This is a genomic window from Haloarcula marina, assembly GCF_024218775.1.
Taxonomy (GTDB): Archaea; Halobacteriota; Halobacteria; order Halobacteriales; family Haloarculaceae; genus Haloarcula; species Haloarcula marina.
Window position 1 is genome coordinate 2,581,981 of sequence record NZ_CP100404.1, and the last position, 23,725, is coordinate 2,605,705.

21 protein-coding genes are annotated in these 23,725 nt (G+C 65.8%); 11 read left to right on the top strand and 10 right to left on the bottom strand.

Annotated elements, in window-relative coordinates; genetic code table 11:
* Positions 1–27 precede the first annotated feature (27 nt).
* Entirely contained in the window at positions 28–2,280 is a 2,253-nt protein-coding gene (locus tag NJQ44_RS13575; protein ID WP_254271885.1) for an NADP-dependent malic enzyme, read from the bottom strand.
* A 147-nt stretch (positions 2,281–2,427) separates the two neighbouring features.
* Between NJQ44_RS13575 and NJQ44_RS13580 the strand changes: the two genes are divergently transcribed.
* The 5 genes from NJQ44_RS13580 to NJQ44_RS13600 all read left to right on the top strand — a co-directional run bounded on the left by NJQ44_RS13580 (position 2,428) and on the right by NJQ44_RS13600 (position 6,223).
* Positions 2,428–2,937 (top strand): COX15/CtaA family protein, encoded by a 510-nt coding sequence (locus tag NJQ44_RS13580; protein WP_254271886.1) that lies wholly within the window; start codon positions 2,428–2,430, stop codon positions 2,935–2,937.
* 89 nt (positions 2,938–3,026) lie between these two features.
* Positions 3,027–3,809 (top strand): basic amino acid ABC transporter substrate-binding protein, encoded by a 783-nt coding sequence (locus NJQ44_RS13585; RefSeq protein WP_254271887.1) that lies wholly within the window; start codon positions 3,027–3,029, stop codon positions 3,807–3,809.
* Positions 3,810–3,813: 4 nt separating this feature from the next.
* Positions 3,814–4,488, top strand: a complete 675-nt coding sequence (locus NJQ44_RS13590) for an amino acid ABC transporter permease (RefSeq protein WP_254271888.1) — start codon at positions 3,814–3,816, stop codon at positions 4,486–4,488.
* Positions 4,485–5,225, top strand: coding sequence for an amino acid ABC transporter ATP-binding protein (locus tag NJQ44_RS13595; RefSeq protein WP_254271889.1), 741 nt, complete (start codon positions 4,485–4,487; stop codon positions 5,223–5,225). The genes NJQ44_RS13590 and NJQ44_RS13595 overlap by 4 nt, the downstream gene beginning before the upstream one ends.
* A complete protein-coding gene (locus tag NJQ44_RS13600; RefSeq protein WP_254271890.1) occupies positions 5,222–6,223 on the top strand; it encodes an amino acid ABC transporter permease in 1,002 nt (333 codons plus the stop codon). Before NJQ44_RS13595 ends, NJQ44_RS13600 begins: the two co-directional genes overlap by 4 nt.
* Before the next feature lie 24 nt (positions 6,224–6,247).
* Here NJQ44_RS13600 and NJQ44_RS13605 read toward each other — a convergent pair whose 3' ends face one another.
* Complete coding sequence (locus NJQ44_RS13605; protein ID WP_254271891.1) at positions 6,248–7,747, bottom strand: replication factor C large subunit; 1,500 nt, start codon at positions 7,745–7,747, stop codon at positions 6,248–6,250.
* Positions 7,748–7,924: 177 nt separating this feature from the next.
* Here NJQ44_RS13605 and NJQ44_RS13610 point away from each other — a divergent pair, with 177 nt between their 5' ends.
* From NJQ44_RS13610 to NJQ44_RS13620, 3 genes are read left to right on the top strand one after another with little or no spacing between them, the layout of a single operon-like run.
* Positions 7,925–8,491, top strand: coding sequence for a DUF7978 family protein (locus NJQ44_RS13610; protein ID WP_254271892.1), 567 nt, complete (start codon positions 7,925–7,927; stop codon positions 8,489–8,491).
* A gap of 45 nt (positions 8,492–8,536) precedes the next feature.
* Positions 8,537–9,151, top strand: coding sequence for a type IV pilin domain-containing protein (locus NJQ44_RS13615; RefSeq protein WP_254271893.1), 615 nt, complete (start codon positions 8,537–8,539; stop codon positions 9,149–9,151).
* A 51-nt stretch (positions 9,152–9,202) separates the two neighbouring features.
* On the top strand, positions 9,203–9,910 hold the full coding sequence (locus tag NJQ44_RS13620) for a helix-turn-helix domain-containing protein (protein ID WP_254271894.1): 708 nt from the start codon (positions 9,203–9,205) through the stop codon (positions 9,908–9,910).
* Positions 9,911–9,927: 17 nt separating this feature from the next.
* On the opposite strand, the gene NJQ44_RS13625 is transcribed toward NJQ44_RS13620, so the two are convergent.
* The 3 genes from NJQ44_RS13625 to hmgB form a co-directional block, all read right to left on the bottom strand.
* Positions 9,928–11,142 carry a ZIP family metal transporter gene (locus NJQ44_RS13625; RefSeq protein ID WP_254271895.1) on the bottom strand — a complete coding sequence of 405 codons (1,215 nt, stop codon included), beginning with the start codon at positions 11,140–11,142 and terminating at the stop codon, positions 9,928–9,930.
* Positions 11,139–12,389 carry a multicopper oxidase domain-containing protein gene (locus NJQ44_RS13630; RefSeq protein ID WP_254271896.1) on the bottom strand — a complete coding sequence of 417 codons (1,251 nt, stop codon included), beginning with the start codon at positions 12,387–12,389 and terminating at the stop codon, positions 11,139–11,141. The genes NJQ44_RS13625 and NJQ44_RS13630 overlap by 4 nt, the downstream gene beginning before the upstream one ends.
* Positions 12,390–12,785: 396 nt before the next feature.
* Positions 12,786–14,123, bottom strand: a complete 1,338-nt coding sequence (hmgB, locus tag NJQ44_RS13635) for a hydroxymethylglutaryl-CoA synthase (RefSeq protein ID WP_254271897.1) — start codon at positions 14,121–14,123, stop codon at positions 12,786–12,788.
* Positions 14,124–14,404: 281 nt separating this feature from the next.
* On the opposite strand from hmgB, the gene artA reads away from it, so the two are divergent.
* On the top strand, positions 14,405–15,394 hold the full coding sequence (artA, locus tag NJQ44_RS13640; protein WP_256557217.1) for an archaeosortase A: 990 nt from the start codon (positions 14,405–14,407) through the stop codon (positions 15,392–15,394).
* Here the strand turns inward: artA and NJQ44_RS13645 are convergent.
* The 3 genes from NJQ44_RS13645 to NJQ44_RS13655 form a co-directional block, all read right to left on the bottom strand.
* Complete coding sequence (locus NJQ44_RS13645) at positions 15,339–15,773, bottom strand: hypothetical protein (protein WP_254271899.1); 435 nt, start codon at positions 15,771–15,773, stop codon at positions 15,339–15,341. The genes artA and NJQ44_RS13645 overlap by 56 nt on opposite strands.
* A gap of 71 nt (positions 15,774–15,844) precedes the next feature.
* Complete coding sequence (locus NJQ44_RS13650; RefSeq protein ID WP_254271900.1) at positions 15,845–18,766, bottom strand: hypothetical protein; 2,922 nt, start codon at positions 18,764–18,766, stop codon at positions 15,845–15,847.
* A 43-nt stretch (positions 18,767–18,809) separates the two neighbouring features.
* Positions 18,810–19,391 carry a DUF2150 family protein gene (locus tag NJQ44_RS13655; RefSeq protein WP_254271901.1) on the bottom strand — a complete coding sequence of 194 codons (582 nt, stop codon included), beginning with the start codon at positions 19,389–19,391 and terminating at the stop codon, positions 18,810–18,812.
* Positions 19,392–19,549: 158 nt separating this feature from the next.
* Here NJQ44_RS13655 and NJQ44_RS13660 point away from each other — a divergent pair, with 158 nt between their 5' ends.
* Entirely contained in the window at positions 19,550–19,858 is a 309-nt protein-coding gene (locus NJQ44_RS13660) for a hypothetical protein (protein WP_254271902.1), read from the top strand.
* A gap of 20 nt (positions 19,859–19,878) precedes the next feature.
* Here the strand turns inward: NJQ44_RS13660 and NJQ44_RS13665 are convergent, their stop codons facing one another.
* Together NJQ44_RS13665 and pdxS are read right to left on the bottom strand one after the other, a co-directional pair.
* A complete protein-coding gene (locus tag NJQ44_RS13665) occupies positions 19,879–21,096 on the bottom strand; it encodes a mechanosensitive ion channel family protein (RefSeq protein ID WP_254271903.1) in 1,218 nt (405 codons plus the stop codon).
* A gap of 73 nt (positions 21,097–21,169) precedes the next feature.
* On the bottom strand, positions 21,170–22,078 hold the full coding sequence (gene pdxS / locus NJQ44_RS13670) for a pyridoxal 5'-phosphate synthase lyase subunit PdxS (RefSeq protein ID WP_254271904.1): 909 nt from the start codon (positions 22,076–22,078) through the stop codon (positions 21,170–21,172).
* 144 nt (positions 22,079–22,222) lie between these two features.
* Here pdxS and NJQ44_RS13675 point away from each other — a divergent pair, with 144 nt between their 5' ends.
* Positions 22,223–23,710, top strand: a complete 1,488-nt coding sequence (locus NJQ44_RS13675) for a hybrid sensor histidine kinase/response regulator (protein ID WP_254271905.1) — start codon at positions 22,223–22,225, stop codon at positions 23,708–23,710.
* Positions 23,711–23,725 lie beyond the last annotated feature (15 nt).

Below are 23,725 nucleotides of genomic sequence, written 5' to 3' on the forward strand. Positions count from 1 at the left end.
ATAGCCGTCGTCGCGCCCGTGGCCGTCCTACTCCTGCTGGGCGTCCACGACAGCGACGCCTGCGAGGTTGACGATGTCTTTCACTTCGTCGCCGCGTTGGATGACGTGGACGGGTTTGTCCATGCCGACGAGCATCGGGCCGATGGCCTCCGCGCCGCCGAGTCGCTGGAGCAGTTTGTAGCCGATGTTCCCGGCTTCGAGGTTCGGGAACACGAGGATGTTCGCCGGGTCGTCCAGTTCCGAGAACTCGTAGGTAGTGTTCAGTATCTCCTCGACGACGGCGGTGTCGGCCTGCATCTCCCCGTCGACGGGGAAGTCCACGCGGTCGTCCGCCTGCAGTTTGGCGACGGCCTCGCGCGGTTTGCGAGTCCCGACCGTATCGACGCTCCCGAAGTTCGAGTACGACAGCATCGCCGCCCGCGGTTCGACGTTGAACCGCCGGGCGAGGTCGGCGGTGTGGCGGGTCACTTCGGCCAACACGTCGGCGTTGGGGTCCTGATTGACCGTCGCGTCCGCGCAGAAGATGACGCGGTTCTTGAACGTCAGCATGTAGACGCCAGCGGCGTACTCGGCGTCTTCGGCGGTGCCGATGACCTGTAGCGGCGGGCGCAGCGCCGACGGGTAGTGGTGGGTCAGGCCGGTCAGCATCGCGTCGGCGTCGCCCATCTCCACCATCACGCTCCCGAGGTAGTTGCCGTCCCGAACCAGTTCCTCCGCTTCGCGCCGGGTGATGCCCTTGCGCTGGCGGAGTTCGTACAGACGGTCGGCGTACGCCTCCACGTCGGCCGTCTCCGGGTCGACGACGATGGGGTCGAACTCCAGTCCGAACCGACGGCGAGTCGCCTCTATCTCGTCGGCGTCGCCGAGCAACACGGGTTCGGCGATGCCCTGTTCGACGAGTTGGTACGCGGCGCGAATCATCTTCTCGTCGTCGCCCTCCGCGAGGACGACGCGCTTGGGGTCGCTTTTCGCCTTGTTGAGGACGACGCGCATCATCTCGCGGGACTTCCCGAGGCGCGCTTCGAGGCGTTCGGTGTAGGCGTCCAAGTCGAGGTCCTTCCGGGCCGCGCCGCTGTCCATCGCGGCCTTCGCGACGGCGGGCGTCACCTCGAACAGCACCCGCGGGTCCAGCGGTTTCGGGATGATGTACTCGGGGCCGAACTGGAGCGGTTGGTCGCCGTAGGCTTTGACGACGGCGTCGGGCACGTCCTGCCGGGTGAGTTCCGCCAGTGCTTCGGCCGCGGCGACTTTCATCGCCTCGTTGATTTCGGTCGCGCGTGCGTCCAGTGCGCCCCGGAAAATGAACGGGAACCCGAGGACGTTGTTGACCTGATTCGGGTAATCGGAGCGCCCGGTCGCCATGATGACCGTGTCGTCGCGGGCCTGCTTGGCCGTCTCGTAGTCGATTTCCGGGTCCGGGTTCGCCATCGCGAAGATGGCGGGGTCGCTGGCCATCGACTGGACCATCGCCTCGTCGACGATACCGCCGACCGAGAGGCCGACGAACACGTCGGCGCCGTCCATGGCGTCGGCGAGGTCGCCCTCCGGCACGTCGCGGGCGAACTCCTGTTTGAACTTGTTCAAGTCCTCGTGTTGGGCGCGCGTCTCGGTGATGATGCCCGAAGAGTCACACATCGTGATGTTCTCTATTGACGCGCCGAGCGAGACGTAGAATCGGGCCGTGGCGACGGCGCTCGCGCCCGCTCCGGAGAACACGATGTCGAGGTCCGCGAGGTCTTTACCCGCGATGTCGGCGGCGTTGACGAGTGCCGCCCCGGAGATGATGGCGGTCCCGTGCTGGTCGTCGTGGAAGACCGGGATATCCATCTCTTCGCGGAGACGGCGCTCGATTTCGAAGCACTCGGGCGCGGCGATGTCCTCTAAGTTGATGCCTCCGAAGGTCGGTTCCATCGCCCGGATGCTGTTGATCATCGTGTCCACGTCGTCGGCGTCGAGTTCGATGTCGAACACGTCGATGTCGGCGAAGCGCTTGAACAGGACGCCCTTGCCCTCCATGACTGGCTTTCCGGCTTCCGGGCCGATGTCGCCCAGTCCGAGCACCGCCGACCCGTCGGAGACGACGCCGACGAGATTCCCCTTCGCGGTGTACGTGAACACGTCTTCGGGGTTCTCGGCGATTGCTTCACACGGGGCGGCGACGCCCGGCGAGTACGCCAGCGAGAGGTCTCGCTGTGTGTTCGTCGGTTTCGTCGTAGCTATCTCTATCTTGCCCGGGGGGTCCCGGCTGTGATAGTCGAGCGCGTCCTCGTCTAATCCCATACAGTAGGGAGATTCCCCACCATAAAAAAGGCGAGTTTCGCGTCAAATGACGACGTGATTATCGACGTTAGTACACAATTTTTCGACCGATGGCGGACCACCAACGGGGAAAAGAGAGCCTAAATACGAGCGCCCCAACACTGGAGTATGACCGACCGTTTCCGTCGACTGCTCGGGGTGACGACGGGGCTGACCTTCGGCCTCATCCTGCTGGGCGTGTACACGGGCGCTATCGGTGCGGGACTGACCTGCGGCGCACGGTGGCCGCTGTGTGACGGATGGATGGGCCTGTTCCCCGCGAACTGGGCGAGTTTCGTCGAGTGGTTCCACCGCTTCGTGGCGATGATTACCGGCTTTGCCATCCTCGGGTCGACCATCGCCGCGTGGCGCGGTGACTACTCGACGCGCATCAAGTACGCCACCGGCGTCGCCACCGTCGTCCTGCCGGTCCAGATTCTGCTGGGCGCGAACACCATCATCAACTTCGGCGCGACGGCCCAAGTCCTCCACCACGCCGCGGCGCTGACGATTCTGACCGCGATGGTCGCGGCGACGGCGTGGGCATTCGACGGGGCGACGACGGCCGCCGAGACGGCGACGGAGACGGCCACCGCCGACACGGCGGCCGACGCCGACGCGAGTCCCGGGTCCGACTGAACGCCGACCGTCCTTCTCACGCGAGAGACTACAACGCAAGTAGTAGCCCCTTCGTAACACTAATCCCGGCGTGCGTTGATTTATCGCGTATGTCAGACGAAGGACTCTCACGACGCCAGTACCTCACGACTGTCGGTGGGGCCACCGTCGCGCTCTCCGTCGCCGGATGTTCCGGCAACGGCGGCGGTAACAGTCAGACCATCGTTGCAGGGACCGCACCCGGCTTCCCGCCGTTCGAGATGAAAGAGGGCGGCGACCTGGTCGGCTTCGACATCGACCTCCTCGAAGCGGTCGTCGAACAGACGGACTACTCCTTCGAGGGCTGGGAGGAGTTCGAGTTCGACTCGCTCATCCCCGCGCTGACCAACGACAACATCGACGTCATCGCCGCCGGGATGACCATCAACGACGAACGCGACGAGACCATCGACTTCACCGACCCGTACTACTCCTCGGACCAGGCCATCGTCGTCCGCGGGGACGGTAGCTTCTCGCCGGGTAGCCTCTCGGACCTCTCCGACCGCCCCATCGGCGCGCAGAAGGGGACGACCGGGGAAGGCGTCGTGCAGGACGAACTCATCGGTGACGAAATCACCGAGAATCAGTACAACGCCTACGACAGTTACGTGCTGGCGATTCAGGACTTGGAGAACGGCAACGTCGACGCCGTCATGATAGACGTGCCGGTCGCCAACACCTTCGCCGCCAACCGTCCCGTCGAAGTCGCCTTTACCTACGAGACGGGCGAGCGCTTCGGCTTCGGCGTCCGAACGGACGACGACGCCCGACAGACCGCACTCAACGAGGGACTGTCGGCGGTGCAGGAGAACGGCACGTACGACGAGTTAGCGCAGAAGTGGTTCGGCGAGTAAGCCCATGCTGCAGGCGACCGACTGGGCGTTCGTCCTCGACAACCTCGATTACCTGCTGACCGGCGCGGCCGTCACGGTCGGCCTCACGGTCGCCAGCCTCCTGCTGGGCTTTCTCGTCGGCTTCCCGGCGGGCGCTATCGAGGTGTACGGCGACGGCCTCCTGCGACGAGTGGTGAGTACCGCCGGGGTGATTCTCCGCGGGACGCCCATCGTCGTCATCATGCTCGTGCTCTTTTTCGTGGTCTCCATCTCGAAGTCGGCGTTCGTGACGGCGACGGTGGGACTCGGCCTGCGGAGTGCCGCCTACCAGTCACAGATTTTCCGCGGCGCGCTCCAGAGCGTCGACGACGGGCAGATGGAGGCCGCCCGCGCCGTCGGGATGAGTCGGCTCGAAGGCATCCGCTACGTCGTCGTCCCGCAGGCGCTCCGCCGGTCGATGCCGGGCTTTCAGAACGAGTTCACCATCGTCCTGAAAGACACGAGCATCGCCTTCGCTATCGGTCTCGCGGAATTACTGACCCGGGGTTACGACCTGTTCACCCAGAGCGGCCGGTCGACGGCCGTCTTGGAGGTGTTCCTCGCCATCAGCGCCATCTACTTCGTGCTGACCTTCGCGACGAACCGCGGGTTGGACCGACTCGCCGAGTACTACGCGATTCCGTCGGGTGAGAATTCATGACACTGCTACGAGTGGAGGACGTACACAAGTCCTACGACGCGGAGGAGGTACTGAAAGGCGTCAGTTTCGAGATGGGCAAGGGGGACGTAGACGTGCTGATGGGTCCCAGCGGCAGCGGGAAGTCCACGATGTTACGCTGTATCAACCGTCTGACCGAGATAGACAGCGGCGAAATCTGGTTGGACGACACCTCGGTCTACGCCCCCGAGACGGACGTGAACAAACTCCGGCAGGATATCGGAATGGTGTTTCAGGGATTCAACCTCTTCGCCCATCTCACGGCGTTGGAGAACATCACGCTGGGGCTGAAGCGCGTCCGCGGAATGAGCGGGGCCGAAGCCGAAGAGCGCGCGGCGGAGCACCTCTCGCGAGTGGGACTGGCCGCGCAAGCCGATTCCTACCCCGCGGAACTCTCGGGCGGCCAGCAACAGCGCGTCGGCATCGCCCGCGCGCTGGCGATGGAGCCGAAACTGATGCTGTTCGACGAACCGACAAGCGCCCTCGACCCGGAACTCGTCGGCGAAGTCGTCGACGTGATGCGTGACCTCGCCGAAGGCGGGATGACGATGCTCGTCGTCACCCACGAGATGGGCTTCGCCCAGTCGGCCGCCGAGACGATTCACTTCCTCGACGACGGCCGCGTCGTCGAGTCCGGGTCGCCCGAGAAACTGTTCGAGAACCCCGAGCACGACCGGACGACCGAGTTCCTCACCGGCCTCCAGACGAACCACCAATGAGCGCCGAGGAACCGTCCGTCACCGACGAACCGACCGTCGCCGACGAAGTCCGCACCACCGTCACCGTCGACACCGACCAACCGTGGGCGCTCCTCGGCCTGGCGGTGTTCTGGGGCTGGTTGCTCGTCCGGTGGACGAACGACTTCCTGCTCCCCGACGCGATAGCGTTTCCCAGCGACCAGTCGTTCTTCCCGGCCGCACCGTTCGCCGCCGCCGCCGAGTCCGTCGGGTCCGTCGCCGCCTCGCTCGGCGTCGTCGGCGCGCCGCTCGACTTCGTGGCCGGGCTTTTGAACTTCGTCGCCGGGGCGATTCCCTCGCTCCCGGCGTTGGCCCGCGGCGCGTGGCTCACCATCGTCCTCACCGTGGCGGGTATCGCGCTGGGGTTCGTCCTCGCCGTCCCGCTGTCGGTCGCTCGCGTCTACGGCGGCCGCGGCCTGCGGTGGCTCTCGCTGTCGTACACCGAACTCATCCGCGGGACGCCGCTGTTGGCCCAACTGTTCGTGCTGTACTTCGGCCTGCCGCTGACCCAGATAATCCGGGAGCTACCGGGCGTGGGCGTCGGGTTCGTCCCCGGGACGGCTGTCTGGGTCGCCATCATCGGCTTCACGCTCAACAGCGCCGCGTATCAGGCCGAGTACATCCGGTCGGCGCTGGAGTCCGTCGACGCCGGGCAGTTGACCGCCGGGCGGGCCATCGGCCTCTCGCAACTGGAGAGCATCCGCTACATCGTCCTGCCGCAGGGGCTTCGCTACGCCATCCCCGGGTGGTCGAACGAGTTCGTCTACCTCATCAAGTACTCCTCGCTCGCGGCCTTCATCACGGTGCGAGAACTGTTCTTCCAGGCCGAATCCATCGCCAACGACACGTTCCGCTACACGGAACTGTTCGTCCTCGCCGCGCTCTTTTACCTCGCGCTGGTCGTCTCGGCGTCGCTGCTGATGAATCAGGTCGAAGCGCGCACCGCGATTCCCGGCCTCGGCGGCAAGCGACAGGCCTGAGACGGCCCGTCGCCCGCCACCGGCCTACATGAAGTCCGACAGGCCAGACTGCTGGTCGTCCTCCTCGGCGGCGTCGCTGTCGGGCACCTCGTCTTCGTCTTCGCCTTCGTCGTCCGCGTCGTCGTCCGACGTACCGCCGAGCGTGGCCTGTGAATCGTCGCCGTCCTCAGAGCCGTCCCCCGTATCGCTCTCACTCGCTTCGGCACCGCCAGCGGACGCTCCTTCGAACGCGCCGCCCGAGTGTTCCACGGCGGCCTCCTCCTGGAGTCGTTCGGCGTCCTCGACGATTGACTGGACCTTGTTCGTGTTCTCGCCGGACCCGGTGATGAAAGAGAGGTGGCCCGCGTCGAGTTCGTAGGTGGCCGCCATCGCCACGGTCAACTCGCGGTTCGTACAGTGGTGAGTCATCGTCGCGAGGAACGGCATGATTTCGCGCCGCGCCGTTCGCATCGAGACGCCGTCGACGGCCGCAATCTGCTGGGCGATGTAGTCGCGGGTGTTGCGCGCGCCCTTCGAGCGACCGAGTTTCGACCAGTAACTGGGCGGGCCGTAGCGGGTCCACCCGCCCTTCTTTCCGTCGCGGGCCGCGGCGACCCCGGCAGTCATGTTGTCGCCCGCGTACCGCCAAAAGGAGTAGTTCTGCGTGGCTCGGACCCGGCCGAGCCACTTATCGGCGTTCGAGAGGAACTCGTAGGCCCGCACGAGTTCCGCGCCCTCGTAGTCTTTGGGCATGTTGTCCTCTATCCAGTTGATCAGGTCGTCCGGCGTCTCGTCCACGTCGTAACTGGCCTTCAGTGACTCCTCGGCCGACCCTTCCTTCAGGACGATGTCGAGGTACTCGAAGATGCCTTCTGAGGTGTCGCGTTCGCCCGAGACGTAGTCGTCGGCCTCGATTCGGTCGCGGCCCTCGGCGGTCGCTTGCAGGTCCTTGATGGCCCCGCGCAGGTCGCCGGTGTTCTGCTCGGCGATGTCCTCGATGACCGCGTCGGTGTACTCGATACCCTCCTTGCGGCAGATGTCCCGTAAGACCGGGACGATAGAGCGCTTCTGGACGCCAGAGAACTCGATATCCTGACAGTTGTTGCGGAGGCCGTTGGACATCTCGTAGTACTCGTTGGCGATGAGTATCATCGGCTGGCTGGCCTCTTTGACGAGCGAGGTGACGGCCCGCGCACCGCCGCGGTCAGCGTTGCCGTGGATGTTGTCGGCCTCGTCCATGACGACGAGACGGCGGCCCGACCCGCCAGCGGTGAGCGTTCCCGACTTGGCCGCTTCGCCAGCGACCCGTTCGATGACGTCCTTCGTTCGGGAGTCGCTGGCGTTGAGTTCGATGGTCGGCCAGCCCATGTCGTTCGCCAGCGCGTGCGCCGCCGACGTTTTCCCGACGCCCGGCGTGCCGTGGAGGACGACCGCCTCGCGGTGACTCTCCCACGTGTCGGCCCACTCCTTGAGGGCGTCGCGGGCCTTGTTGTTGCCCCGCACCTCCGAGAGCGTGCTCGGGCGGTACTTCTCCGTCCAGTCCATTGCTGAGAGGCAGGCGCGTGACGCGTTTAGTGGTTGCGGAGCGCTACGGGCCTCGGCGGTCCGCGCGTCGCCACGTTCGCGCGGCATGAACCCACAGTTTCGCACCGCACACTTGTTGTTATAACGTTGCGAGTGGCCCGAAAGCATATACCGAGCGCCGTCGCCGTGTGACTCGCCATGAACGAAGACAGCCGCAGCTACGTTTCCGGTGCGGTCGTCGGCGTCGCCGCGTTCGTCATCGCGTACGTACTCGTGTACGCGATGACCATCTCGGTCGTGCGAGAATCGATGCTGACGGGCCTCGCGGAGGCCTTTGGCGACGAGAACGCCGCGTGGAAAATCGTCGGCTGGGTGTTCTTCAACGCCCAGTTCGTCACGACGACTATCACCGTCGACCTGCCGCTCGTCGGCGGCACCGAGGCGGTGAATCTCATCAACGAGAGCGACGCGTTGTCGCCGGTCCTGTACCTGATTCCCCCGGCGCTATTGACTGTCGCAGGCATCGCCGTCGCGCGTCTCGACGGCACCGTGGAGACCGCACGAGCGCTCCGCGTCGGGCCGTCGGTCGCCCTGGGCTACCTTCCGCTCGCCGTCGTCGGCGCGTTCCTGTTCACCGTCAGCGTCGGCGAGGGGAGCGGTGGCGCTCCCGACATCCTGACCGCCGTCGTCCTCGCCGGGGTCGTCTATCCCGTCGTGTTCGGGACGCTCGGGGCCACCGTCGCCACGGCAGTCTCCGGCGACTGACGCCCGACCGAGCGTTTATCAGACAGGACCGGACCAACCCCGGTCGTGGTATCGCCACGTCTGACCGACCTCCCGGGGGACGAAAGCGGTGTGAACAGAGCGGTTACACCACTCGTCGCCGTCGTCCTACTGGTCGGCCTCACGGTCGTTCTCGCCGCCTCGGTAACCGCCGCGAGCGTCGGCTACGCCGCCGAGTTGCGCGAGCGCGCACCGACCGTCTCGCAGTCCGCCGCCGAGTACGAACGGTACGCCGCGGGCGGCGGCCGCTACGCCGACCACGTGATTCGCCTCACGCACCTCGCCGGAGACACGCTGACCGTCGCCGACCTCGAACTCGTCGTGGACGCGAGCGACGCCTGCGGGAAGGTCGGTCGCCTCGTGAACGTCCCCATCGCGGGCGACGACCCCGTTCCGACCGAGCGGTACGTCCGCGGCGACGACGTGTTCGACAACTCGTACAACGCCGTCGAAGGACCGATAGGCACGGGCGACGTGGACGACGACGGCGAGTGGAGCGCCGGCGAGACGGCCCAGTTCCGCCTCGCGAGCGGTGACTGCCCGCTCCGCGACGGCGACCGCCTGACCGTTCGCGTCGTCCACGCGCCGACGAACGCGGTACTCGTGGCGGAGACGATTCGAGTCCGTTCCGGGTCACGCTGAAGCCCACCGTTTCGGTACGTTTTTATTCCGGTGTCGCCACCTTGTCAATCAATGACAGGCGGCGCGCGCGGAGAACTCGCCGAGAAGATAGCAGGCGAAGTCGCGCTGAGCGACGCCCCAGGTGCGACCCTGCGGAAGTGGCGCACCGACTTCGGCGTCGCCCAGACGGAACTGGCCGAGCGACTCGACGTGTCCCCCTCGGTGGTCTCGGACTACGAGAGCGGCCGCCGAGACAATCCGGGTATCGGCGTCGTCCGTCGACTCGTCGTGGCCCTCCTGGACATCGACGAGGAGCGCGGCGGCGACCACATCCGCCAACACGCCCGCGTCCTCTCCTCCGGGTTCGACAGCGACGTGGTCCACGACCTGCGCGAGTACAGCGCCAACGTCCCCGTCGACCGGGTGTACGACGCCATCGACGCCGAGGAACTCCACCGGGGCGGCACCGACACCGTCGCGGGTCACACCGTCATCAACTCCATCGCCGCCATCACCCGCCTCTCCTCCGACGAGTTCTACCAACTGTACGGCCAGTCGACCAACCGCGCGTTGGTGTTCACGAACGTCACCCGCGGCGAGTCGCCGCTGGTCGCTCTCCGAGTCGTCTCGCCGACTCCGAACGCCGTCATCCTCCACGGCCTCGACGGGGACGCCGTGTGGGACCGCGCCGCGGACCTCGCCCGAATCGACGACTTCTCGCTCGCGGTGACGAACGCCGATTTAGCGGACGTGCTCGACGGATTGCGCGGCCTGCCGTAAGAAGTAGGGGACGGCGTTCAGAGCGTGACCAGCAGGTCCGTCGCGTACATCACCGCGAGCCCCGCGAAGAACGCGAGGAGGTTCGCTGGCGTGACGAGCGACCCGCGACGGCGAACCATCCGCCCGATTTCCCAGTTCACCTGCAGGATGGCTCCGACGCCGATGGCGAGAAAGAGCGCGCCGAGCGTCGGTGAGTAGGCGGCGCTCCCTATCCACCCGCCGAAGATGACTGGTGCGCCGGCGAGCGTACCGAGTGCGACGAAGTGCCAGAGCGACGGCCGCTCGCCCTCGGCGACGGGCGCGACCACCGCCGGACCCTCGGTGACGTTGTGAATCATGAAGCCGACGACGAGGAACGCACCAAGCGAGACGTGCCCGAGCGCCACCGAACTCCCGATTGCCAAGCCTTCGGCGAGGTTGTGCAGGCCGATAGAGAGGGCGACGAGATAGGCGAGTCCCAGCGGCCGCACATCTCCGGCACTGTTCCACTCCGAGACGGCCTGTACCAGCAACAGCGCACCGAGGATTCCGAGAACCACTAGCAGATTGCCCTCGAAGGCGCCGGGAACTTCCGCCGCCAACTCGAACGCCTCGAACCCGGCGTCGAACGCCAAGAATCCGAGGACGCCGACGGCGAACAGCAAGATGGCGTGCAGGGAGCGGTCGCTCATGTCCCGCATGACCGGGAACCACAGCATTCCCAGCGCGACGGGGATGACGCCGACGAACAGGCCGACGACTGCGAGCAGACCCAGCAGTTCACCGGTCAGTCCAGGGGACACCTGCGGCGCGACGATGGTGTGCCCGAACGTCGCGCCGTCACTGAGGACGAGGGCAGTGTGGATGTCCCACGTCGGCGTCCAGTGGTACGGGACGACGATTCGGCCGCTCTCCATCGGGGCGAGCGTGTTCGTCGCTTCGCCACCCGCGAACATCGTGAAGTCCCAGTACGCGTCGTTGACGAGTACCTGGCTGACCGTCACCGGGTCCGGGCCGTTGTTCGTCACGTGGAGGACGACTGTCTCGTCGTTCGGGAGCGACGTGTGGGTCACCGTGACGTCGGGGAGCGCACCGCCCGTCGCCAGTCCGGCGAAGGGGTTGAGCAGGACGAATCCGGCGACGACCACCCCGAGCAACACCAGCGGCGTGACGGCACCGACCCACCGCGGGAGGCCGAACGGCATCCCCGTCCGAGAGACGGCCTCGCCGCCGTCCGTCCGTCGGTCGCTCATGCTTGCACCTCGAAGAAACTCATCCAGCCCAGTTCGGCGAACTCCGACTGGTGCGCGTGGAACATGTACAACCCCGGGTCGTGGTCGGAGTAGTCCAGTTCGACGATGCCGCGCTGTGCCTGACACTGCATGATGGTGTCGATCGTCTTGTGCGTGGGCATGAGCGTCGTTCCGTGGTCGTAGTAGTCGAAGAACTGCGAATGGGAGTGGAACGAGTTGACGAGGTCGAACTCGATGGCGTTGATGAGGTACACCCGCTGTCGCTGGTCGCGCTGAATCTGTATCGGCTTGACCGTCTCGCCCGCCGACCACTCACCGTTCTCGGCGTCGGTCGACCCGACACCGTAGGCGAAGGCGCGCGTGTTCGCGGCGTACACCTCGTTGTCGCCGTCGAAGTTGGTGTCGAAGCCGTTCATCACCATCACCATCTCGTCGACTTCGTCGGCGCGGTACTCGTGGTTGCGCAACTCGGCTTCCTCGACCAGTTCCGCGCGCAGGTCGTCCGTCATCGGCCCGTGGTAGTTGACGTACTCGCGGGGGTTCTGCCGGACGCGTTCGGGGTCGGGGTCGATAATCATCGCCCCGTAGAGACCGCGATGGATGTGCTCTTTCAGCGGCATCGAGTGGCAGTGATAGAAGTGACAGCCCGCGGGTTGGGCCTTCCACTCGTAGACGAATCGTTCACCCTGTTCGATGACTCCCGGGCCGTTCTGCGGAATCCCGTCCATCCGCGGGTTGACGTTCTTCAAGTGCGGGTGGATGGTGTGCGGGTGTTCCTGCCCGTTCGAGAACCGAATCCGGATGAGTTCGCCTTCGACGGCGCGGAGCGTCGGGCCGGGCACTTGCCCGTTGTATGTCCACGCAGGGAACGTTACCCCGGGCGCGATTTCGATTTCCCGAAGGGTCGCGTTCAACTCGAACTCGCGGACTCGCTGGCCGCCTTCCATCTTCACCGTCCCGGTCCTGAACTCGCGGAGGTACTCGTGGGGGTCGAAATCCGCCGACTGGAACTCCCCGACGACGCCAGCGCGACCGTGTGGGGAGGTGTCGCCATGGTCACCGGACGCGCTGGCCCCCCCGGAGAGACCCACCGCACTCGCTCCCGCGACCCCGAGGCCACCGAGCACGGCCCGTCGACTGACTGCCGCATCGTTTTCGACCGCGGCGACGAGTCGGTCGGTGAGCGATTCGGTGAGTTCTGCGGCGTCTTCACGTTCGCCGGTCGCCCGCGACCCTTCGTCAGACATCACTCCGCACCGTCCTCGGAACCGGTCCACCGAGCGCACTCGACAGAGTGGCGTTTTTAGACAATTGCATATCTATATTTAGATGCATCTAAAGTAAAAATGTACCGGTAGGGAGACTGGTCGTGTTCGACCGCTAGACCGACAATAATACCGGTTCTACGCAAGCGTCACCAGTATCTCGTCAGTCAGCGGTAGGATAGAACGGTTCGAAAATGAAACCTCGCCGTTCCGGTACGAGGTTCTTTCCTTCGGTCAGAAATTCGCTACTTCTCACGGGGTCGCTACTGCTTCCCGTTCACCATTCGAGACCCTCGCTTCGGTCGGCGTCTCGCTACTGCTCACGGTTTCCCGTCGGTTATCGCGTCGCTTCGAGGGCCGCGCTTCACGCGCCCCTCGCTACTCCACGTACCGATACTTCCGCTCGCCCATCCGCCCCCATCCGTCGAACACGAACTCCGCTTCCGGCGCGGTGAACTCCTCCACGTCCGCCTCCGTATCGTGGTTGTGCACGTCGTGAATCTGCTCGTACTCCTCGAACGAGAGGTCGTACCGGTTGCGGTTCTGTTCGTCGATGTTCAACTGGGCGATTTCCTCCTCCCAGCCCGGGACTACCGTCTCCGCGTGGACTTCCGCCTGCGCGCCCGACCCGTACGAGGCGACGAGCAGTTGTTTCTCGTCCAAGTCACGGCCGTGCTCGCGGGCGTGTTTCAGCCCGGCGACGCGGGCGATGTGGACCGACCCAGTGTACCAGTTACCGACGTGCCGGGAGAGTTCCAGCGTCGGGTCGATGGTGTCCGCGTACCAGTCCTTGTACCGCTCCGTCTCGGTCAGCGCGTCGGTGTACTCGCGGATGGCATCGCGGAAGGCGTCGTCGCTCTCGAAGTCCTCGCGCATCGGTTGATGGCCGATTTCGGCGGCGACAGCTTCCTCCACGTCGGTACCGCGGATGATGTGTCGGTAGCCGAGTGCGGCGGCCTTCCGGACCATGCCCGGGAACGGCGTGTGGAACGGGATGAGTTCGTAGTCCTCCGGGTGAATCTCACCGGCCACCGCTGCGAAGTCGTCCAGCGCCTCGCGCATCCGAGCGAGGTAGACGTTCACCGAGCGCTTGCCGTCGACGGAAGGGAACTGCTGGTTGGGCTTGAGGAAATCCGTCTCGTCGGCGCTGCCGAAGCCCTGTTCGGGCGAGAGCTCGACCAGACTCGGGTCCTCGTCGACGAGCATCGCGACGGCACCGGCCCCCTGGGTCGCCTCGCCCGGGTCGTCGCGGGCGTACAGCGCCGTGTCGGTGGCGATGACGATGGCAGCCCGACCGCGGTTGCGACCGGCGCGAATCCAGTTGTAGGCGTCGTCGAGGCTCTGCGTGCCAGCGATACAGGCGAACTTCCGTTCGCCCTTGTTGGCGTGGTGGAAGTCGCCGTCGTACACCTGTTCGAGACAGCCAGCGACGTACGTCGAAACGGGCTTGGAGTTGTCGAAGGAGGACTCGGTGGCCACGTCGATGCGGCCGATGTCGTCCGGTTCGAGTCCCTTCCGCTCCATCAGTCGGTGCGCGGCGTTGGCCGCCATCGTCACGATGTCCTCGTAGACGTCCGGGAACGACGAGGCGTGCAGGCCCAGTCCCTTCGTGTACTTCCCAGGGTCGTCGCCTTGGGCGGGCGCGAACGTCTCCGCGAGGTCGAGTTTGAGCTTTCCTGTCCGTATCTCGATGGCGTCGATACCGACTTCGGTCATGGAGAAACGGTCACTACCGACGTATAAGGGCTTGTCGACTAGACGTTCGACGACCGTCGAAACACGCGTCGGCGAACATTCATCTGTCCCGGTCGCAGACACCACAGCAGTGTCGCTGTTGAAGCCGCTGACGCCGCCCGACGTTCTCTTTATCTGGAGCGTCGCGTGTTTCGTGGGCGGGACGCTTCTCGGTCGTCGCCGCGCTGACACGCCCGGCCACCTCGTCCTCACCCTCGGTTGGGTCGGGTTCGCCGCGTTCTGGACCGTTTCGGCCGAGACGTATCGCCCACAGTCGAGCCTTCCTCGGGGCGGTGAGCGGGCTGACAGCGCTTCTCAGCGCGTACGCCGCGACCCTCGCACTCCGCCGGAAGGCCCCCTATCGACGACTCACTACGGCGTTTGCCATCATGGGCCTCCTGTTCGTTCCGTACCAATTCCTCCTCCCCGTCTTTCACGGCGCCCTCCGACTCGTCACCGCACACACCGTGTGGGGCCTCTCGATGTTGGGCTTCGCCCCGACGGTCGAGGTCGGTGTGACCGGACAGCCGACCGCGCTCCGGTTCCCCGCGGCCCGGTACCTCCGCTACAACATCATCTCCGCGTGTACCGGTATCAGCGCGACCACGCTGTTCGCGGGGCTGATAGGGGCCGCCGACGCACCGCTGAAACGCCGGGTCGGCGTGGCTCTCGCCACCTTCGGGTTCGTCTACTGTATGAACATTCTCCGGACGGTCATCGTCGGCGGTGCAATCGGCGGACCGTGGTTCGCCGCCACCGCACCGCTCACCACGGTGCTGTTCGGCGTCGAACGACCCGTACTCGTCTCGTTTTACTTCGCCGAGTACCTGCTCGTGCAACTGCTCGTCGTCCTCGTGTTGCTGGGCGTGTACGCCGCCGTCGTCCGCCAACTCCCGAGCGTCCAACGACTCGCCGACGACGACCCCACCACGAACGTCGCGTCGTACCTCCCGTCGACGTTTCCGTCGGTCAGGGCCACCGTTCCTGCGTCGAAGTCTTCGGCATCGACCGTCACGGTCTGGACAGTTGTCGTGGCGTCCGTCACCGTCACCGTCACGTCCGAACCAGGCCCGACGACGCCGTCACCGTCCCCGTCAGAGAGCACCGGCGACGCGATGGCGGGCGGCGTTCCGTCGGCCGTCACCGCGCCGGTCGTGGCCGTCCCGAGGGTCCCCGAGGCGTCTCTCGCTTGTACGGTCACCTGCGGTGGACCGTCACTGAGAACCGGACCCGCGGGGAACGTCGCGTCGTAGGTCCCATCACCGTCGCCGTCGCGCCGGTCAGCCCGTGTCCTCGTTCGTAGTCGTCGCTCGGCCCGAACGCGCCGTCGCCGTTCACGTCGGTCACGTTCGCGCTCGCAATCGGATAGCGTTCGGTCGTCCCGCCGCTCCGGGCGACGACCGCCAGCGGGTCGAGCGGTATCGCGTCGCCGCCCTCGTGTGTCACCGACAGGTCGACCGGCGTCACCGAGACCGAAAGGTCCGCGAGTGGTGTCTGTACTGCCCCCGACAGTTCGTCCCCGATGGAACCGTCCGTGAGGAGGGCACCGCCGCCGACGGCGACCGTCGCGACGACGACACCCACGAAAAAGACAGTCCCCACCGTGTCCGCCTGCGCCCGTCGTCCACCCATCTGTTAGGACCTGGGTGAAGCACGGGTATGATACTTTCGCGCGGTTACGCGTCGTGATACCGCCGCGTTCGTCAGGTCGACTGCTCGGCGGTGTCGCTCTGGCCCGGGCCGTCGGTGACCGTCACCACGACGTAGTACGGCGGTTCGCCGCCGTTGGGGCTGTTCGAGTTGTCGGTGTCGCTGACGGTTTCGGTCGCCGTCCCGCCGCTGTATCCGTTGTTCGTCACCACGTCGAGGCGGTTGCTCTGTGCCGACGAGTCGTACAGTTCGACAGTGTAACTCGCGAGATTGTTGTCTGGGTCGGTCCCGGTGAACTCGACGGTGACGTCGCCGGACCGCCCGCTGCCACCGATGCTCGTCGTCACTTGGTCGATAGAGACGGTCGGCGCTCGGTTCGCCGCCGTCACCTCGAACGTCGCGCCGGCGGTGTCCTCGTCGGCCCGACTCAGGCCGACGGTGTACGGCGAGTTCGCGCCCGACCCGGTGCTGACGCCGGTCAGTTCGAGCGTGATGGTGTCCCCGTCCGCCGCGCCGTCGGAGGTGTAGCGGACGACCACGTCGCTCCCCTGTTCGAGGAACTGCGCGGAGCCACCGCCGCCAACGACCGACACGCTCGCGCTGCCGTACTGCACGTCGTCGGCCCCCTGCGCGTCAGAGAGGTCGATGTAGACCGACTCGCCGTTCGGGAGCGTCGTCCCGGTCGCTGGCGAGAGGGTTATCTGCTGGGTCTGTCCGCCGCTGTTGGGGTCGAGGTTGTCGATTGTGACGCTGTCCAGTCCGGACGCTCCGTCCCCGCGAGTGACCGAGAAGTCGTCGGTGACGGTGTTGCCGGTGTCGGCGCGGGTGAACGGTACCGTGTAGGGGTTCGACTGGCCGGACTGGTCGCCAGCGATGACGTCGGTGAGACGGATGTTCACCCGCGTCCCCGCGGCGACGTCGCTCGACGGCGTGTACTCGATGCGCGTCTGCTCGTTGTCGGCCTGAGAGACCCAACTGGCGGACCCGCCGCCAGCCGAGGCGATGGACGCAGAGCCGTAGTCGACCTGTAGCGGGCTCGTCTTCTGCGGTTCGTCGAGGTTGACGGTGACCGTCGTCCCCGCGGGGAGCGTCGACCCCGGCGTGAACGAGATGGTCTGTTCTTGCTGGGCGTTCGGGACGAGACCGGTCGCACGAGTGCTGCTGAACGACCCGCCCGCACCGGTCGGCGTCACCGTCTGTGTCGTCTCGTAGACGCTGCCGCCGACGGTGTAGGTCACCGAGACGCGGACCGACTCGCCGCGCATGTCCACGTTCGTCGCGGTCCCGGCCCCTTCGTCGTATCGATAGAACTCGTAGAGGTAGACGGTGAACGTCGCCCCGTCGGAGACGCGGGCGTTGTCGCCGTTGATTCGCCCCTCGATGTCCAGGTCCGTCTCGCGCGGGAGCGACACGCCGTCTGTGCTCGAAAACCCGGACGAAAACTGGCTGAAGTCCGCGTAACCGTCTCGGAGGTCGCCCTGGACGTAGTACTCGTTCTCGGTCGGACCGCTCCCCCCGGAGGCGTCGGCGAGGGCGTCGATGGTCGTGTCCGTCGGTCGAAGGCCTATCTCGGTGACTTCGATGTCCTGTCCGTAGCGGTTCTGGAACGTGAGTTCGACGCCGCCCGGGACCGAGTTCGAGTCACCGTCGCCGTCGGCGTCGTCGTCGTCTCTCGCCCGCGCCGTCGAGAGCGTCACGGACCCGCTCGGACCGGTCGCGGGCGACGGCGTCACCGTCACCGTGCGAGTGACGTTTCGGGGCGTCGTCGAATCGAAGTCGACGCGGTCGGGCGACACCGCGGGGTCGCCCGTAATCGTCTCCTTCGTGGTGAAGTTGAGTTGGTGTGGCGTCGTGGCGGTCGTCGAGTCCGCGCTATAGACGAACGTCACGCGCCCGTCCTCGTCAGTGTCACGGGTCCCTCCGGCCGCCGCGAACGTCCCTGGACTGGAACTGTTGTCGCTGGCCTCGACGGTCACGTCGCTGACGGGGTTGTTGTACGCGTCCCGCACTTCGAGCGTGATTTCCGTCTGTTCGTCGCGGGCAAGCGACCCGGACACCGACTCCACCACCGTGACGTACGCATCCGGTTCCGTCGTCACGCGGGAGCCAACACCGACTTTCGCCATCTGGAGTCGGTAGTCAGCGCCGGACTCGAACGTGACCGTGATGTTGTTGAACGGACCGTTCTCGCCCGTCTTGTCGACGGCGGCGACGTACGCGTCGGCTTGGCTCCCCGTCGGGTCGTACTCGCCGTCCTCCGAGAGGATGCCCTCGACTTCCGTCTCGGTCAGTCGCGTCAGGAACGAGACGGAGACCGGGTCCGTACCGTCGTCAGTGACCGTGACGGTCCGCTCGGACTGGCTCACCGGGTCCACGTCGACGGTGGTCGTACCGCTCGACGAGCGACTGAGCGACCCGTTGAGCGCGACCAGTGATATCTCCCGGCCGTCGACGAAGGTCTGTCCAGACAGCGCGACCGTCCCCGCCCGGAATCTGTTGTACGCGACCGAGTGCTCGTAGTAGGTCGTCGGCGCTCCGTCGTAGACGTTGTAGTTCGGTTCGTACACCAGCGTGCCCGTGTTGTACCGACGGGGATTTCCAGTCCAGTAGTCGCCGGTTTCCCCGTCGGCGACGGCGTTGCTGACCGTCAACTGCTTGCCCGTGTCGACGGTCCCGTTGGTCCGAAGCGATCCTGACGGCGGACCGGGATTGACTGCGACGGCCCGACTCGGATAGGTCGTTCCGAGGGCCACCGACACCGCCGTCTGTGACCCGCCGCCGACCTGCGAGACGACGGCGTTCCGGAGTTCCTGTAGTTGCGACTGCACCCCCTGATTGTGATTGAACTCCACCCGTCGATTCTGGTCGGGGACCACGAACGCCTGATACGTCGAGAACGCGACGATGAGGACGGCGAACAACAGCACAGCACCGATCTGGACAGACTGTGCTCGTTGGTCCCCGACCAAATCCATGCAGGGTAGTTACGTAGTAGCCGTTAAAAACCTGTCCGACGGCTCACTCGTCGTCTTCTTCGACGACTTCGGGGTCCCGCATCGCGGTCTGGAGGCTGTCGAGGCCGTTGACCCACTCCGAGACGAGGCCGTACTCCAGATTTTCGACGACATCCATCGGGAGTTCCTCGTCGTCGATGATTTTGGTCCCGGCCTGCACGCAGTAGCCGAGGGCCGCGTCGAGGTCTTCCTCCGCCTCGGCGTCGGCGGCCGCACCGACGTAGTCGGCGACCGTCGCGTCGTCGGCGACGCCCTCCGCGACGTACTCCTCGGCGGCGTAGAAGACACAGACCAGCGAGGTCTGGACGCCGTCAATCAGCATCAGCGTCTCCTCGTCGTCGATGTCGATGTCGTCGAGGACGATTTCGCGGACGCCCGCGAGTTCTTCGAGGGTCGTCTCTCGGTCGAGCGTGTCGTCTTCGTAGTCCGTGAGTATCTTCGCGACGGCGATAGCGGCATCGTCCTGCAGGTTCAACAGAAGGCGCGCGGAGTCTTCGTCCTCAGGGTCGACGCCCTCTTCTTCGATGCGGTCAAGCCAGTTCTGCCAGCGTTCGTCGGTGTAATACTCCCCCGGCGGAGTGCTCATACACCTCCGTTCGTGCGGCCGGGGATAATAGCTTCGAACAGGCGATGCGATACCCGGCGTCCCCCGAACGTCGGTGCCAGCACCGCTATCGCACGCTCGGACCCGGCCGTTCGTTCCCGTCTCGGGGATTTATGTCCCTGCACTGGCTATGTCACACCATGTCACAGCGGCGTTCGACCGTCACCGTCGGCGACACGCTCGACCCGGCCGTCGTGGGTCGGCGAGCGACGCGCGTCGGCTTGGCGCTGGTCGCGGCGGCACTCCCGCTGGTCGTCGGAACGCTCGCGGGTATCGCCGCCGACGCGCCGACGGTCGAAGCCGCGTTCACGGCGGCACTGGGCGTCATGGACGCGCCCGTCTTCGGCCAGCATGGCACCCAGTTGTTGTTCCACGTCGGAACGCTCGGCTTGCTGGCTGGCTGTTGGGTCCTCGGCGTCGGCCTCCTGCTGGACGGCCTGTTCGACTGAGACCGGTGAAATCGCGTCTGTTACTCGTCGCCGTCGGCCGTCATCGACCGGACCGCCTCGTCGGAGACTGTCCCGTCCCGGGTTTTGAGGGTCCGCTGCGGGAACGGGATGGAGACGCCCTCCTCGTCGAAGGCGGACTTGACTTCGCGGACGACGGCCGAGACGGCGCGCCACTTCCGCGGCGGCGTCGGGTGGTCTATCCAGAACCGGAGTTCGAGGACGATTGCGGAGTCGCCGAACGATTTCGGAATCACTTGCGGCGGCGGCGTGTCCACGATATCGTCGACGCCGCTCATGGCCGTCCGCGCGAGGTCCATCGCGGTGTCGATGTCGGTGTCGTAGTCGACGCCCACGTCCAGCGTCAACCGGAGCAAGCCCTTCCGACTCCGGTTCGTGATGGAGCGGTCGCTCACTCGGTCGTTCGGGATGATGACGAACTCGCCGTCGAAGTTCTCCAGTCGGGTGTTGAAGATGGTGATGTCGGTGACGATGCCCTGTTCGTCGCCGATGACCACCCAGTCGCCGATGGTAAAGGGCCGGGAGAACATCAGGACGAACCCGGCGATGAGCGACCCCAGCGTCTGTCGCGCGGCGAACCCGACGACGATGCCGAGAAAGCCCGCGCCGACGAGGAGGCCGCCGACGTTGATGCCCCACACCGAGAGGATGGTCGCGCCGAGGGCGACGAAGATAGTCACCTGTCCGAGGCGGAGCAGAATCTCCTCCTGGTGCTCGGTGAAGTCGTCGAGCGCCAGCGTCAGGCGGTCGATGGCCCGCTGTAACTGGTCGGAGAGGACGAACGCGATAGTCACGAGAAACGCCGTCTGCACCGCGTTGATCAGCGTCGGACTGCGGTCTTGTACGTACGGGTCTAACAGCGCCGCGAAGTCGGTAACGCCCCAGACGACGAGGAACGACCCGACGACGAGGAACAACACGACCAACTGGATGGTCCGGAGCAGGACGCCCTGAAACGAGGTGGGCGTGTACCGGGCCAGTGCCGCCAACCAGTCGCCCGCCCGTCCCGACTCGACGCTCCGCGCCGCGACCCGCCGCAGTCTGGAGAGGAGCGCGGGGACGACGAAGACGGCCCCGACCAACACGCCCAGGAGAATCGCCGTCGCGACGACTTGCCCCTGTGAGGCCGCCAACTCTTCGAGGAACCGCTGGAGTCCTCGAACGAAGTCGAGGAACACTTCACCGGACCCGCCACCGCTGGGTGTCGCTGTCCCCTGCACGCTACGTACTCCTCGCCGTATCGACTTGTGTCTTCGTTCTCAGGTCGCCGTCGGTCAGAGAAGTCGTCGCCGTTCAGACGCCGCGGCCCTGCAGTTTCTCCTCTTCGGGGAGGTCGGCGTTCGCGTCGCCTTTCATCCCCTTGCCGACGTTCTTGCTGATTTCGGTCAGTTTCTCGGCGTCGTCCCAGTTGTTCACGGCTTCGACGATGGCGGTCCCCATGGCCTCGGGGTCCTCCGCGCCGAAGATACCCGACCCGACGAAGATGCCGTCACACCCGTGGTGCATCATCAGGGCGGCGTCGGCGGGCGTGGCGATGCCGCCAGCGGCGAAGTTGACAACCGGGAGGCGACCCATATCGGCCGTCTCGTGGACGAGGTCCGCGGGGGCTTCGTGTTCGCGCGCCCACTTCTCGCGTTCCTCGTAGTTCATGCCCGCCAGTTTCCGAATCGCACCCTTGATGTTGCGCTGGTGGTGGACGGCCTGATTCACGTCGCCGGTCCCCGCCTCGCCTTTCGTCCGAATCATCGCCGCGCCCTCGTCGATGCGGCGGAGCGCCTCTTGGAGGTTGCGTGCGCCGCAGACGAACGGGGCGGTGAACTCGCGCTTGTCGATGTGGTAGCGGTCGTCGGCGGGTGTCAGCACCTCGCTCTCGTCCAGCATGTCCGCCCCCGCGGCTTCGAGGATTTCGGCCTCTTTGACGTGGCCGATGCGGGCCTTGCCCATCACCGGAATGGACACCTCGTCGATGACCGACTGCAGGGAGGCGGGGTCCGCCATCCGCGCGACGCCGCCCCGCTTTCGGATGTCGGCGGGGACCGCTTCGAGGTTCATGACGGCCACCGCGCCCACGTCCTCAGCGATGCGGGCCTGTTCGGCCGTGACGACGTCCATGATGACGCCGCCCTTCTGCATCTTCGCGAACCCGCGTTTCACGAGGTCAGTGCCGCGGCGGAGGTCCTCTAAATCAGTAGCTTCGGACATTACTCGCCGCTTGGGACTGGATTTACTTAACCCGTGTCCTTGGCCGGAACGCGAGGCGGGGCCGTCGTCGGCCCGTTTGACGCCCCGAACGACGCCGCGTCAACTGCCAGTGGACTTTTATCGTCTACCGATGATTGTGCGGCAATGGGATGGGAGTGGCCGCCGCGGGAGTGGGACGAACAGATACGCGTCCTCCACGTCGACGACAACAGTGATTTTCTAGACGTGGCGACGGCGATGCTGGCCCGACAGGCCGACGAGTTGAACGTGGTCCCCGTCGACGACCCGGCGAGCGTCACCGACCGCCTCTCGGAGGCGCGGGTCGACTGCATCGTCTCGGACTACGATATGACGCCGCTGGACGGCCTCGAACTCCTTCGGACGGTTCGCGACGAGTACCCCGACCTCCCGTTCATTCTCTTTACCGGGAAAGGGAGCGAGGAAGTCGCCAGCGAGGCCATCTCCGCGGGCGTCACCGATTACGTCCAGAAGAGCGGCGACAACGAGACGTTCGAGATGCTGTACAACCGCATCGAGAACGCCGTCGACCACGCCCGCACCGAACAGCGACTCGCCTACCAGAGCAGTCTCCTCGACACGATATTCGAGCGGATTCCCCACCACATGTACGTCAAAGACGCCGAGGGGCGGCACCTCCGCGTCAGCGAGGCCCACGTCGACGACCCCGCTGCCGTCATCGGCAAGACCGACACCGAGATGTACCCCGAAATCCACGCCGAGGACACCTACAGGGACGATATGCAGGTTATCGAGGAAGGGGACCCGATAATCCACAAGGAAGAGCAGACCATCGCGGAGGTCAGCAAGACGTACAGTTTCGACAACCTCTACGACAACTACGAGAAGGATGTCGTCACCGACAAACAGCGGTACAACGAGTGGGTGCTCACCTCGAAGGTCCCGTGGCGCGACGAGGACGGAGACATCGTCGGCCTCATCGGCATCACCCTCGACATCAGCGACCAGAAACACTACGAACAGTCCCTCGAACGCCACACCGAGCGACTCGAACAGTTCCTCGCCGAGGTGGCCCACGACGTCCGCTCGCCGCTACAGGTCGCCAGTGCCAACGCCGCGTTGCTCCGCGACGACGTGGACGGCGACGACGCACGCGATAGACTGGACGCTATCGAGCGGAATCACGACCGCATCGCCGCGCTGGCCGACGAACTCGCGAACTTCGCCCGCCACGGCGACGTGGAACCCACGCCCGAACCGGTCGACCTGAACGAGATGGTCGCGGACGCGTGGGCCAGTCACGCCACCGACGAGGCGACCCTCACGGTCGGGGACCTCCCGACGGTGGAGGCCGACCGGACCGAACTGCGACGGTTGGTCGACAACCTCGTCGACAACGCCATCGACCACGCGGGGACGGAGGCGGCGGTGACGGTCGGCCCCATCGACGGCGGCGGGTTCTACGTCGCCGACGACGGCCCCGGCGTCCCGGCGGACGAACGCGCGACCGTGTTCGAGACTGGCTACACCACCGCCGCCGACGGAACCGGACTCGGCCTCGCAATCGTCGACACCGTCGCCGACCGCCACGACTGGACGGTATCGGTCACCGACAGCGAGGACGGCGGCGCGCGCTTCGAGATACACGTCTGAAGGAGTCGCCCGACC

Bases quoted from the DNA above. Each gene is read 5' to 3' on its own strand.
- NJQ44_RS13575 (WP_254271885.1), bottom strand. From the start codon at position 2,280: ATGGGATTAGACGAGGACGCGCTCGACTATCACAGCCGGGACCCCCCG.
- NJQ44_RS13580 (WP_254271886.1), top strand. From the start codon at position 2,428: ATGACCGACCGTTTCCGTCGACTGCTCGGGGTGACGACGGGGCTGACC.
- NJQ44_RS13585 (WP_254271887.1), top strand. From the start codon at position 3,027: ATGTCAGACGAAGGACTCTCACGACGCCAGTACCTCACGACTGTCGGT.
- NJQ44_RS13590 (WP_254271888.1), top strand. From the start codon at position 3,814: ATGCTGCAGGCGACCGACTGGGCGTTCGTCCTCGACAACCTCGATTAC.
- NJQ44_RS13595 (WP_254271889.1), top strand. From the start codon at position 4,485: ATGACACTGCTACGAGTGGAGGACGTACACAAGTCCTACGACGCGGAG.
- NJQ44_RS13600 (WP_254271890.1), top strand. From the start codon at position 5,222: ATGAGCGCCGAGGAACCGTCCGTCACCGACGAACCGACCGTCGCCGAC.
- NJQ44_RS13605 (WP_254271891.1), bottom strand. From the start codon at position 7,747: ATGGACTGGACGGAGAAGTACCGCCCGAGCACGCTCTCGGAGGTGCGG.
- NJQ44_RS13610 (WP_254271892.1), top strand. From the start codon at position 7,925: ATGAACGAAGACAGCCGCAGCTACGTTTCCGGTGCGGTCGTCGGCGTC.
- NJQ44_RS13620 (WP_254271894.1), top strand. From the start codon at position 9,203: ATGACAGGCGGCGCGCGCGGAGAACTCGCCGAGAAGATAGCAGGCGAA.
- NJQ44_RS13625 (WP_254271895.1), bottom strand. From the start codon at position 11,142: ATGAGCGACCGACGGACGGACGGCGGCGAGGCCGTCTCTCGGACGGGG.
- NJQ44_RS13630 (WP_254271896.1), bottom strand. From the start codon at position 12,389: ATGTCTGACGAAGGGTCGCGGGCGACCGGCGAACGTGAAGACGCCGCA.
- hmgB (WP_254271897.1), bottom strand. From the start codon at position 14,123: ATGACCGAAGTCGGTATCGACGCCATCGAGATACGGACAGGAAAGCTC.
- NJQ44_RS13645 (WP_254271899.1), bottom strand. From the start codon at position 15,773: ATGGGTGGACGACGGGCGCAGGCGGACACGGTGGGGACTGTCTTTTTC.
- NJQ44_RS13650 (WP_254271900.1), bottom strand. From the start codon at position 18,766: ATGGATTTGGTCGGGGACCAACGAGCACAGTCTGTCCAGATCGGTGCT.
- NJQ44_RS13655 (WP_254271901.1), bottom strand. From the start codon at position 19,391: ATGAGCACTCCGCCGGGGGAGTATTACACCGACGAACGCTGGCAGAAC.
- NJQ44_RS13660 (WP_254271902.1), top strand. From the start codon at position 19,550: ATGTCACAGCGGCGTTCGACCGTCACCGTCGGCGACACGCTCGACCCG.
- pdxS (WP_254271904.1), bottom strand. From the start codon at position 22,078: ATGTCCGAAGCTACTGATTTAGAGGACCTCCGCCGCGGCACTGACCTC.
- NJQ44_RS13675 (WP_254271905.1), top strand. From the start codon at position 22,223: ATGGGATGGGAGTGGCCGCCGCGGGAGTGGGACGAACAGATACGCGTC.